The following is an 11,836-nucleotide window of genomic DNA, read 5'->3' as shown; positions in this document are numbered from 1 at the left end:
CCACGGAGACGAGATGCTCTGAGAAGCTCCCGCCTTTCAGTGAGATAGGCGGAGAAAAGGCATATGATCCGTTTATGCATCAGAGAGAGGGAGAAGCCAGTTGCTCAAGGCTCATCGCCTAAAGGCAGTTTCCGGCTTGCTCCCTTTTGTTTATTTTGTGTATCTCATTCTAGAAGGACGGTGATGAAGGGAGCAGGGTCGCTGCACTGCCATGTTTCTCAAATTGGGAAGCTTTGCGGCATCATCTTCTCATTTCATGTGATCTGACGTCAGCTAGGGTCGATCGTTGTGTTTCACCTGATCGATGAGGGAATGTGTGAAAAGCAGTACCGATGCTACAAGGTTTTTCTATTTGAGAAACGATGCTGTGAAGCTATATGCTTCATTAAATCACCGGACTCCTAGGCCATTACGTTTTTATGAAGCAGGCAATCATCTTTTATATTAAAAAAACTGAATTCTACATCAATTGAAACATAAATTAATAGTGACACACCTTGGACTGGTATAGCAACACAAGTGAACTACCCCCACTTAATTTTCTAGCGAAAATTTGAAGTGGGGGCTTCCAAAGAAGTTTGACTGCTTCAAGCAATCCTTATTCTTTGAGGCGTGTCCACTTCGCCGCTAGAGCATAAGACACTCACCGACGTTGTACATGTTCTTGGCAATATGGCACAGTTCTCGAAGAGTCAAGTATTCTTCTTTGGTCAAACCATTTAGCTGTTGTTTGATACAAAAATACATGTTTTCACCTCCCATCTAACTATATGGTACTATATTTTACTGAATCTATCCTATTTTCAGCAAAATATAGTTAAGGCGATTCATCTCCCACTTACTCCGCTTCGCTTCGTTGAAGTGGGAGTCTTCTCGCCTAATTAAGATAAAAATAATAAAAGGCATCTTTTATTATTTACTATTAAATATAAATTTAGTATAATTCTAATGTACGAATCGTTATCATTTTTGACTGGTAACAAAACAGTTAGAAATGGTAATGATGGCATTCCCATTTTTAGTTAAGTAAGGGAAAGGAGAACAGGAGAATGGAAAATCAAAATCGTCAGAATGCAGCCCAATGTCCGTTTCACGGAAGCGTAACGAATCAGTCTTCGAATCGAACGACGAACAAAGACTGGTGGCCGAATCAGCTGAATGTAAGCATTCTCCATCAACATGACCAGAAGACGAACCCTCATGATGAAGAGTTTGACTATGCCGTAGAATTTCAAAAATTAGATTACTGGGCACTGAAAGAAGATTTACGCAAGTTGATGACCGAAAGCCAAGACTGGTGGCCGGCTGACTATGGCCATTACGGGCCGTTAATGATCCGCATGGCTTGGCATTCGGCAGGGACGTATCGCATCGGTGACGGCCGCGGCGGCGCGTCGACAGGCACGCAGCGCTTTGCGCCGTTAAACAGCTGGCCGGACAACGCCAACTTGGATAAAGCGCGCCGGCTGTTATGGCCGATCAAAAAGAAATACGGGAACAAAATCTCTTGGGCCGATTTGTTCATTTTGGCAGGCAATGTCGCCATTGAATCGATGGGCGGAAAAACGATCGGGTTTGGCGGCGGCCGCGTTGACGTCTGGCATCCAGAAGAAGACGTGTATTGGGGATCGGAAAAAGAGTGGCTCTCCTCTGAACGCTATTCCGGCGATCGCGAGCTTGAAAACCCGCTCGCCGCGGTGCAAATGGGGTTAATCTACGTCAACCCAGAAGGGCCGGACGGCAAGCCGGATCCAAAAGCAGCGGCGCGCGATATTCGCGAGACATTCCGCCGCATGGGGATGAACGATGAAGAAACGGTCGCCTTGATCGCCGGCGGTCATACGTTCGGAAAAGCGCACGGCGCCGGCCCTGCCACGCACGTCGGTCCTGAGCCGGAAGCCGCCCCGATTGAAGCGCAAGGGCTGGGATGGATCAGCTCCTACGGAAAAGGGAAAGGGAGCGATACGATCACCAGCGGCATTGAAGGCGCTTGGACGCCGACGCCAACTCAGTGGGATACGTCGTACTTTGACATGCTGTTTGGCTATGACTGGTGGCTGACGAAAAGCCCAGCCGGAGCATGGCAATGGATGGCGGTCGACCCGAATGAAAACGACTTGGCGCCGGATGCCGAGAACCCGTCGAAAAAAGTGCCGACGATGATGATGACGACCGATTTGGCGCTTCGGTTTGACCCGGAATACGAAAAAATCGCCCGCCGATTCCATCAAAATCCAGAAGAATTTGCGGATGCGTTCGCCCGTGCCTGGTTCAAACTGACGCATCGCGATATGGGGCCGAAAACGAGATACTTAGGTCCGGAAGTGCCGAAAGAAGACTTCATCTGGCAAGACCCGATTCCGACGGTCGACTATGAATTGACTGATGCCGAAATCGAACAAATCAAAGCGAAAATTTTGAACTCGGGCCTGACCGTCAGTGAACTCGTCAAGACGGCATGGGCCTCAGCCAGCACGTTCCGCCATTCCGACAAGCGCGGCGGAGCCAACGGCGCCCGCATCCGTCTCGCCCCGCAAAAAGACTGGGAAGTGAACGAACCGGAGCGGCTCGCCAACGTGCTGTCCGTCTATGAGGACATCCAACGCGAACTGCCGAAAAAAGTAAGCATCGCCGACTTGATCGTCCTTGGCGGCAGCGCTGCGGTCGAAAAAGCGGCCCGCGACGCTGGTTTTGACGTCAAAGTGCCATTTTTCCCTGGCCGCGGCGATGCGACGCAAGAACAAACGGACGTCGAAAGCTTTGCCGTATTAGAACCGTTTGCGGACGGCTTCCGCAACTATCAAAAGCAAGAATACAGCGTCCCGCCGGAAGAACTGCTCATCGACAAAGCGCAGCTCCTTGGGCTGACGGGTCCAGAAATGACGGTCTTAATTGGCGGCTTGCGCGTGTTGGGCGCGAACTATCGCGATTTGCCCCACGGCGTGTTTACCGACCGCATCGGGGTGCTGACCAACGACTTCTTCGTCAACCTGTTGGATATGGACTATGAATGGGTGCCGACCGACGGCGGCATTTACGAAATCCGCGACCGGAAAACCGGCCAAGTGCGGTGGACAGCGACCCGGGTCGATCTCATTTTCGGATCGAACTCCATCCTCCGCTCTTACGCCGAATTTTACGCCCAAGACGATAACCAAGAAAAATTCGTCCGCGATTTCATCAACGCGTGGGTGAAAGTCATGAACGCCGACCGCTTTGATCTGGTGAAAAAAGCAAGAGAATCGGTCGCTGCTCGATAATGAAAACAAGGCAGGGGGAGAGGATTCCCTCTGCCTTGTTTTTGCGGCATACAAAACCGCTCGATCGGCAGCGTCGCTCTCCCCACCGGAAAAATCGAAGGGGGAAGGGATAGAGGAAAGATGGTGAAATATGATAATACGAATGAGTCGATCAAAACGATCATCGATATAGGGGGCAGCCTTTTATGAAGATACGCCAATGTTCTAGAGCCGTGATCATCAATGAACGGAATGAAATTCTTCTTCAGCGATTTGAATTTCGCGATGTGGTAGGAAACAAGGTGTTATGGGTGACTCCAGGGGGAGGAATTGAAGAAAATGAGACCCCGGCGGAAGCGTTAAAAAGAGAGTTATATGAAGAGCTAGGCATTGTTGTCGACCTTGTCGGCGAACCCCTATTCCAACTCGATGTATGGATCGATGGGAAACAAGGTCCTTTTGTTAGTCGAGAGATTTATTACAAAATCATGATTCCATCCGATACGAGATTATCGTTCGAAAATATGACGAAAGACGAAAAGGATGCATGGCAACAGGTAAAATGGTGGAGCAAGGAAGAATTGCAGAGCATCGATGAGTTTGCGCCGCGTGAGATATTGAATTACATATAAGAACCGATCAGCTGTTTGACGGCCACTTTTCCCTGCCCGCCGACAGAGAGCTTTGCTTCGGCTGGATGGACCGAAGCAATCGCTCTTCCAACCGATCAAGCGAGGTAAAGAATGCTTTAGACAAGGGAGGCGGCACGGCCAAGTGAGTTGCTCGTTTTCCAACTTAAGCCAACGAAAGAAGAACTGCTAAATTTACCGCATATGTTCGCGATGAGATTGGAGAGAGGATAAAGCCAGCTCGCGGAGACGGAACGATAACGATAGTGTTTTCTGTTTTCAGCAAACAGTAAAAAGAGGGGCACCTGGCCTACATATTGATTTCCAGCCAGCCCCTCGAGCCATTCATCCTAGCATTTTTCCACATCGACGCGGCCGGAGAAAAAGGTCGCGCCGCCGCCCATGTCGGCGATCCGATCGGGAGTAAGGGAGTTGACCAAATGGTTTGTGCCCGGAGAATCGGCCCATAACCCTTGCGTGACGACGACACCAGGGAGGACATGTTCTCCAACGGACGCTTTCAACACGCATTCTCCGCGATCGTTCCATACTCGGACTCGATCCCCATCTTTAATTCCTTTCGCCAGGGCATCTTTCACATTCATATACAAACGCTGTTCTTTTTCCAACGAAATGTGCTTTTCATTATTGGAGAACGTGGTGTTTAAAAAGTTGTGATTAGGACCGGGCACAAAGAAAAACGGAAAATCCCCATCGTCAACAATCGGCGTATACGTTGGCAACGGAGGATAGCCATCTTGTTCCATTTTCTTCGAATACAGCTCCATTTTTCCGCTCGGCGTTGGTAAGGTTCCCGGCAGCAACCGTTTGACCTTTGCTTTGATATACTGTTTTTCTACCAATGTTTCATAACGGATTCCTTCCAAGAAAGGGTTGGTTGGGTGATCCAAGGCTTGCGAAATCATTTCTTCTTCTGTCTCGTATAAACACGGATCCTCAAACCCCATTCGTTTCGCCAACAATTGGAACACTTCAACATTCGATTTAGACTCTCCGTATCGTTCAATCACTGGTTGTTGAATTTGAACATAGTGGTGCCAATAGGATGTATACAAATCTGTATTTTCAAATGAAGAAGTGGCCGGAAGCACAATATCGGCGTATTTGGCGGTTTCTGTCATAAACAAATCATGCACGATGACAAAGAGATCCTCTCTCGCCAATCCTTGTCGTACTTTGTTGCTGTTTGGAGCAACGACGGCCGGATTGGTGCCGTACACGAATAACGAACGAATCGGCGGATCCAATTCCAACAATGCCTCACCGAGCCGATTCATGTTGATGATTCGTGTATGTTTGTTTTGCAATAGATCCGGGCGCTGCAAGCTCATTTGATTAAGAGCTAGGTAGCCGCTATTGGATTTGATGGCGCCGCCGCCTTTGACCAACCATTGTCCGGTCAGGGCAGGGAGACAGGCGATCGTTCGGATGCACATTCCTCCGTTGTCGTGATGCTGCAAACCGTTGCCGATTCGAATGAAGGAAGGGGTGGTTTGCCCATACCATCTGGCAAGCTTATAAATATCTTCAACGGGAACACCTGTTATTTTGGAAACCATAATAGGATCGTACTGAACCACATGTTCGCACAGCTCCTCATATCCAACCGTATATTTTCTCAAAAAATCATCGTCTACCATGTTTTCTGCAAATAAAATATGCATCATGCCTAAAGCAAGAGCGGCATCGGTGCCCGGCAGGATCGGAATGAACCAGTCAGCAAGCTGCCCGGTTTGGTTTTTATGAACATCAATTACCACAATCTTCGCCCCGTTTTTTCGGGCTTTTTGGGCTAGGATGACTTGATGCATGTTCGTACTGACCGCATTAATTCCCCAGAAGATGACGAGTTTGGCATGAATCGTTTCTTCCGGATCGATTCCAAAGCCGCCTCCCATCGTATATTGAAGCCCTTGAGATCCAGCGGACGAACAAATGGTCCGATCAAGCAAGGATGCGCCTAGCCGATGGAAAAAACGCCGGTCCATGCCTTCGGCGCTGAGTCTTCCCATGTTGCCATAAAAGCTATAAGGAAGGATGCTTTCAGGTCCGTATGTTTCAATCAATTCTTTCCATTTGGCCGCAATGGTCTCGAGCGCTTCGTCCCAGCTGATCCGCGTAAATTTCCCTTCCCCTTTAGCACCCACACGTTTCATCGGGTATTTCAAGCGCTTCAGGTCGTAAATTCGTTCGGTTATATTCCGCACTTTATTGCATATATGGCCTTTTGTCACAGGATGATCCGGGTCGCCTTGAATTTTCACGATTTTCCCATCTTTCTTATGCACGAGCAACCCGCATTGATCAGGACAATCGAGAGAACAGACAGACGGAAAGATGCCGGTTGGCTGTTGTACAAATGAACCCATCGTTTTCCCCTTTCGTGATCAAAGAAATAATGGAGACTTAGTTAGACGGTTAATATGATAAAATAATTTGAAGAGTATGGCAACGATGATAGATAGAACTTTTGAATTCGATGACATCCTAAACAAGAGGGGGGAGACGGATGATTCAATATCCGTTTTTGTCGCTAACACGGCTTCCATCCATGGCCAACGAAAAGAATAGCAATGATATAATGGAAACAAAAAACGAAATGGAGTGAAGGCGCGATGACGACTCCGGAGTTTTCAAATCACAACTATACATATGAAGATTATCTCAAATGGGACGGACAATGGGAATTGATTGATGGCGTGCCATATAGCATGGCTCCTTCTCCTTCGTTTGCTCACCAGTATATGGTTGGTGAGTTGTATGCGGCATTGCGGGATGATTTTCAACAACAACGATGTGTAGTGGTCATGGCCCCATTTGATGTCATATTCGCTTCAAGCCTTGATGACAAATCCGCGAAAAATGTGGTGCAGCCCGATATTTCTGTTATTTGTAACCGAGAGAAAATAACAGAAAAGGGATGCGTGGGAGCCCCTGATTTAATCGTAGAAGTGTTGTCTCCGAGTACGGCGTTAAAAGACCGAAATGAAAAATACAAATTGTATCAACGGTTTGAAGTAAAAGAGTACTGGATGGTTGATCCGCTGCATCGAACCGTGGAGGTGTACGGATGGCATAACGGAGCATATGAAAAAAGGGAAGTATTTGGAGAACAAGATGTACTCGTTTCTTTTCTGTATCCAGATTTAAAGGTTTGCCTCCATGATGTGTTTCAGCGGTTATCATAAACAACGCGAAGCGTCAGCGTAGATGGGGGAGTATGCTTGCAATCTACAAATAACCGCCAACATCGATACGGAAACGGAAGCGGTCATTCAGCAAGCGCTCGATGTGCTCAAAAAAGGGCGCACCACGTTTATCATCGCTCACCGTTTATCGACGATTCGAAATGCCGATCAAATTCTTGTGCTAGACCGCGGCACGATCGTCGAACGCGGCACTCATGACGAACTGATGAACAAGAAAGGCAAATATTATCAAATGTATCAACTGCAACAAGGAGAGAAAAACGCGATCAAAGTGGGTTAATCGAGGAGAAGGAAGCTGTCTTGCGCTTCCTTCCGCAACAGATCGTATGAAAAAGAGCATATGCCAAAACGAGTCGAAAAAGAACAAACAAAGTAATGGGACCACCATCGTTGCAGCCAAATGAGCGCACAAACGAAATGGGGCGGGCCAATCAGTCGAGCATTCGGCTATTGGCCGCTCCTTTCCGCATATGCCAGAGTTGGTCCAACGTTGAAAGAGCAGACTTTAGTAAACCAATCGAAAGTTTAATGAGTCCGTTAGGAGGCGTGAAGGTTTACTATTTTAGCAGGACTAGGTAACCTATGGACAATGAGGTTGCTATCAAAAAACAAAAAAGATAGCTCAGCCCTGCCTAAACGGTAGCGGGGAAAAGCTATCTTACCGAACTTTTGTGCTATCAGCCCTGCCTAAACGGTAGCGGGGAAAATAACACCTTGCTTTAAATTAAATATAAGGCATAAAATTGTTTTAGTCAATAGAGTTTAGATAAAAAATATATCAATTGGAGTAAGAAAAATGAGGTGTGTCAATTTATGTACTACTTAATCTATTTTGATGAGAGTAATAAAATTGATCAACTTGACGTGGAGTATTCTTATTATGGTGCTTATGGAAGTACAGATATATCGATGGCAAAAGTGGTTAGAAAAGTTCGGAATATCTTTAAACAATGTAAATCCTTTAGTGAGTTACACTTTCGTGAGTATACGAAAGACAACCATGTAAAAAAATACTTCCAAACTCTCCATACAGTTATCAATGAGGATGTAAAAATAAACATTCTTATCGTGAACAATAAGGACGCCTTATATGCTGCGCAAAGGATAGGATTGACTACTCCTGAGTTGAGAAATTTATTTTATATAAAGATACCAGAAAGGCTGTTCTATGGTGTGACTAGAAATTTATCTGAATTTAGCAAAAACGATGGGATGATTAAAGTTAAAATTAAAGTGGATCAGAACGATGAATATGATCAAATTTTTCTTGGACATAAAATTATTGAACAGATGAACGCACATTCTGCCTATAGAAACAAAAACTATCGAGTGGTTAGTGTAATATCCCAAGATTCAGCTAAATCCATTCCTTTGCAAATAGTCGATACTTTTATGGGGATTGTTGTATTTTTGCTAGAAAAAAATTATCTTGAACAATCAAATGTTTCTAAAATAAAAAGCGATCTCATATATAGATTTCTGATCGAGCAAGATAACCTTACTAAGTTCCAGAAACAAATAAAACTATACAAATGGACAGGAAGCGAAGAGCTTACTCCCATGAACATAAGTGATTATGTATCGCCTTTTATGACCTATAAAGCCGCGTACGATGTGCAAGAAATGACACGTATCCAGAAAGTAATGCTTGAAGATTCCCCAAAATCATTGAAAGAGTTGAGAGAAAAAGTGAACTATCCTAATACAATGCTAAATACACTTATAGGATATAAAGACCAGATTGAAGGGCGCGGAAGAAATTATTCCATTATAGAACCGCAGGTAAAAATGATCTAACATTTTGAAATCGTTGCTTGCGACGATTCTCATTTTGTTAATCGGCCAAGTATTTCAAAAAGCAAATACAATACCGCCGTGGCATCAAGGATCGGCGCCCATTTCGTCAGTCCGACACCTAAATTGGCTGTCTACACTTAGTTTTTCCTCGTTCCAAGGGCTTTTCGTGAAAAAGTGGCTGAGCGTGGTTCGATGATTCGGGTGAAAACTCCAGTACCCGACATCCGTCAATGTCCCCGAAAATCCCTTGGTCGTCAAGGCGTCGACAAGATGAACGAGATGCTTGATGACCGGCTTCGAGAAATAAAGCGCCAATCCCAGCGTCATGAAAAACTTGTGGATTCCTTGATGATGTGCTAATCTATTCATGAGACATGAACCTCCTTGTGTGAATGGGTTTGAGCACATCTATTTTACTCAAGGGGCTGGGTTCATGTCTCCTTTTTTGTTTGGTTGTCAATTTATGTTAGCGAATTTGCTCATCTACAGTAGATGAGTGTTATTTTGTAAAATTCACATTAGATCGCACTCACACTATAAGAGAATGGAGGATTAAATTAACATGAGTAACAAGCCATATGTGTGGCAAATGATTAAAGAAGCGGTAGAAAACAGCCCAAATCAAAAAGTTACATATGCTGAAATAAAAAATTATATCAAAAACAAATATGGTAATGTTAACGAAAACACGATAAATGCTCAGATCATTGTTTGTACTGTTAATCAACCTTCACGAGTTCATTACCCAGAGAATCAAAAACCAAGAATTGCTAATTCTAAATATGATTTTTTGTTTACTGTAGGAAGAGGGCAAGTTGTATTGTATAATCCCAATGAACATGGTGTATGGGAAATACGTAAAAATGAATATGGGAAATTAACAGTTGCTCAAAAAGGATTAGAAGAAGACATAGCGATTGCTGAAACAGAAAATGGCTTGGAGTCAACAGAACCAGATATGTTGTTTCCTGTTGAAAGCCATCTACGTGACTTTATAGCACAAAACATTCAATCATTAGACGTGAATGGAAAAAGGTTAAAATTATATATTGACGATGAAGGACGAAATGGAGTAGAATACCCAACTGATGTCGGGCTCATTGATATTTTAGCCGTTGACGAGGAAGGTAATTTTGTTGTATTTGAGCTAAAACTTAGCAAAGGACCGGATGCAGCTATTGGTCAAATTGCTCGATACATGGGTTGGGTAAAAAAGAATATAGCAAAAGGAAAGAATGTTAGTGGAGTAATAGTAGCCAAAAAAGTTGATGATAAACTTAAATATGCCGCTTCTATCGTCCCTGAAATTTCTCTATTTGAGTATCAACTTAACTTCACAATACAGAAAGCAAGTATATAATGAGGCTGGCTCAAAATGGTCTTACCCCTGTCAAGTAGACAGTAATAAAAAAAGTTTAAACAGAAGATGGTTTCGCATCGCCATTCGGCTATTGTCTTGCTCTAAAAAATGAAACAGTTTTCGTAGTTCAGACAAAGACATATAAGTCGGTAATTTGCTATCCGTTTTAGGAGTATCAATTCCAATCATAAAATCGTTGTCGATTAGATTTTCTTTGACACAGTATTTACTGAACGATTTCAAGCAAGAAATTCTCCGATAGACCGTTCTAGGTTTAACATTTTCTTTTGTAATCTGATGCTGGATGAAGCGACGAACATGCGTTTTTGTAATGTCATGAAGTTGTACAGAATAACCGTGTTGAATTAAGAAGTTCTCGAAACATCTCAAATCATAAGCATAACCATCAACGGTGTTAAGTGAATAGTTTTTTTCAATTTGCAAGTACAACACAAATTCATCAATGGCTTGTCGAAACAACATAAAAAACACCTCCAGTTGATAATCAACGACCGATGATAATCGATAAAAAAATAATGATAATTCGTTTAAAAAATGATAATTCGTAGACACAAAAAACTATGAGGAACTTAGGTTAACAAGTTCCGGATAATTGATTTTATGGGCACTGGAGGGAAGAGGTCATGAGATTCCGGGAAAATAATAAGTTAACATAATATAAAGTGAAACGATAAAAAAATGATAAAACAGTAAGTTAACTTAATAATCGAGGATAAACTTTGATAATTTGTACAAAAAAATGATAATTGTAAACAAAAAATAAGTTGCTAATTTATAACATATATTAGCACATTTGTTCTTATTTGTCTAGAAAAAGAAACAACGACAACATAACCTTCGAGAGGATCCAGTACATGATCGACGCATTCGCAGTTGGCATAGAAGCTCTTCATATCGATACATAAAATTCTATTTTTTGGCAGACAAGAAATATCAAGCAACATCGACGCAAGGATCTTCTTTTAGGAACATATGTTCAATTCGCGAATATATGTTCCTGTTTTTGGTTAAAAAAAGCCAAGCGAAAACCACGAAAAGTAAGGAAGAGGGGGAGGCAAAAATAAAAAGACCGGATTGCTCCGGTCATTCCCATTCATATGGATCCCGACTATGCGTTTTTGCAGAGGCCGTACCTTTAAAATAGTAACTTGCCCAGCTATCACGTATATCCACGTAAAATGTTCCAGCTTTCATATTCGTGAAGATGGCACTACCGTTCACTTGTGAAAATGATTTAAAGGCTGTACAGTTTCCTGTCGAAGCATTACAAAGCCGAACAGATAAAGCACTAGTATCACCATACATGTGGGTAACGGCACCCGAGTTACGATTTACTCGATAAAGATCATAGACTGAGATGGTTACATTCTTTTCTACCGAAGTGGTTCGAATGGTCAATTCGTATTTACCATCCCCATTAGCAAACGAAGCTGGTCCAAAGTCAGTATAGGAAACAGCATACGTATTTGGAGTTCCAAATCCTAACACTAATGATCCTGCTGCAATGGCAGCGATGATCCCCTGTTTCAATCTCTTAATCAAATAAATCTCCTCCCCTTA

Annotated in this window: 8 protein-coding genes and 2 pseudogenes; 6 read left to right on the top strand and 4 right to left on the bottom strand. The window is 43.6% G+C overall.

Annotated features, from left to right (window positions below; translation table 11 throughout):
* Positions 1-1,049: 1,049 nt before the first annotated feature.
* Positions 1,050-3,260, top strand: a complete 2,211-nt coding sequence (gene katG, locus B9L21_RS07935; protein WP_063165913.1) for a catalase/peroxidase HPI — start codon at positions 1,050-1,052, stop codon at positions 3,258-3,260.
* A gap of 185 nt (positions 3,261-3,445) precedes the next feature.
* Positions 3,446-3,871, top strand: a complete 426-nt coding sequence (locus tag B9L21_RS07930) for an NUDIX hydrolase (RefSeq protein ID WP_063165912.1) — start codon at positions 3,446-3,448, stop codon at positions 3,869-3,871.
* Between the two features lie 347 nt (positions 3,872-4,218).
* Here B9L21_RS07930 and B9L21_RS07925 read toward each other — a convergent pair whose 3' ends face one another.
* Positions 4,219-6,258: a molybdopterin-dependent oxidoreductase gene (locus B9L21_RS07925; RefSeq protein WP_063165911.1), complete on the bottom strand. Its 2,040-nt coding sequence runs from the start codon at positions 6,256-6,258 to the stop codon at positions 4,219-4,221.
* Positions 6,259-6,504: 246 nt separating this feature from the next.
* On the opposite strand from B9L21_RS07925, the gene B9L21_RS07920 reads away from it, so the two are divergent.
* The 3 genes and pseudogenes from B9L21_RS07920 to B9L21_RS07910 all read left to right on the top strand — a co-directional run bounded on the left by B9L21_RS07920 (position 6,505) and on the right by B9L21_RS07910 (position 8,895).
* Positions 6,505-7,077 (top strand): Uma2 family endonuclease, encoded by a 573-nt coding sequence (locus B9L21_RS07920; protein ID WP_063165910.1) that lies wholly within the window; start codon positions 6,505-6,507, stop codon positions 7,075-7,077.
* 46 nt (positions 7,078-7,123) lie between these two features.
* Positions 7,124-7,378 (top strand): annotated as a pseudogene (locus B9L21_RS07915) (multidrug ABC transporter permease); the annotation flags it as partial.
* A gap of 533 nt (positions 7,379-7,911) precedes the next feature.
* Entirely contained in the window at positions 7,912-8,895 is a 984-nt protein-coding gene (locus B9L21_RS07910) for a DUF3800 domain-containing protein (RefSeq protein WP_047818383.1), read from the top strand.
* A 138-nt stretch (positions 8,896-9,033) separates the two neighbouring features.
* On the opposite strand, the pseudogene B9L21_RS07905 reads toward B9L21_RS07910, so the two are convergent.
* Positions 9,034-9,264: pseudogene (locus B9L21_RS07905) on the bottom strand (IS701 family transposase); the annotation flags it as partial.
* A 193-nt stretch (positions 9,265-9,457) separates the two neighbouring features.
* On the opposite strand from B9L21_RS07905, the gene B9L21_RS07900 reads away from it, so the two are divergent.
* Entirely contained in the window at positions 9,458-10,255 is a 798-nt protein-coding gene (locus B9L21_RS07900; protein WP_063165907.1) for an endonuclease NucS domain-containing protein, read from the top strand.
* A 30-nt stretch (positions 10,256-10,285) separates the two neighbouring features.
* Here the strand turns inward: B9L21_RS07900 and B9L21_RS07895 are convergent, their stop codons facing one another.
* Complete coding sequence (locus tag B9L21_RS07895) at positions 10,286-10,738, bottom strand: tyrosine-type recombinase/integrase (protein WP_225995633.1); 453 nt, start codon at positions 10,736-10,738, stop codon at positions 10,286-10,288.
* A 621-nt stretch (positions 10,739-11,359) separates the two neighbouring features.
* Positions 11,360-11,818, bottom strand: coding sequence for a hypothetical protein (locus tag B9L21_RS07890; RefSeq protein ID WP_082816545.1), 459 nt, complete (start codon positions 11,816-11,818; stop codon positions 11,360-11,362).
* Between the last annotated feature and the right edge of the window lie 18 nt (positions 11,819-11,836).

Origin of the sequence: Geobacillus uzenensis (assembly GCF_002217665.1) — a bacterium.
In the GTDB taxonomy this organism is placed as follows: Bacteria; Bacillota; Bacilli; order Bacillales; family Anoxybacillaceae; genus Geobacillus; species Geobacillus subterraneus.
Note: the sequence above shows the minus strand (reverse complement) of the source record. Positions and strands in the feature narration are given on the sequence as shown.

What these genes read in the sequence shown, in the direction of transcription:
- B9L21_RS07920 (WP_063165910.1), top strand. Translation starts at nt 6,505, where the DNA reads ATGACGACTCCGGAGTTTTCAAATCACAACTATACATATGAAGATTAT.
- B9L21_RS07895 (WP_225995633.1), bottom strand. Translation starts at nt 10,738, where the DNA reads ATGTTGTTTCGACAAGCCATTGATGAATTTGTGTTGTACTTGCAAATT.
- B9L21_RS07910 (WP_047818383.1), top strand. Translation starts at nt 7,912, where the DNA reads ATGTACTACTTAATCTATTTTGATGAGAGTAATAAAATTGATCAACTT.
- katG (WP_063165913.1), top strand. Translation starts at nt 1,050, where the DNA reads ATGGAAAATCAAAATCGTCAGAATGCAGCCCAATGTCCGTTTCACGGA.
- B9L21_RS07900 (WP_063165907.1), top strand. Translation starts at nt 9,458, where the DNA reads ATGAGTAACAAGCCATATGTGTGGCAAATGATTAAAGAAGCGGTAGAA.
- B9L21_RS07930 (WP_063165912.1), top strand. Translation starts at nt 3,446, where the DNA reads ATGAAGATACGCCAATGTTCTAGAGCCGTGATCATCAATGAACGGAAT.
- B9L21_RS07925 (WP_063165911.1), bottom strand. Translation starts at nt 6,258, where the DNA reads ATGGGTTCATTTGTACAACAGCCAACCGGCATCTTTCCGTCTGTCTGT.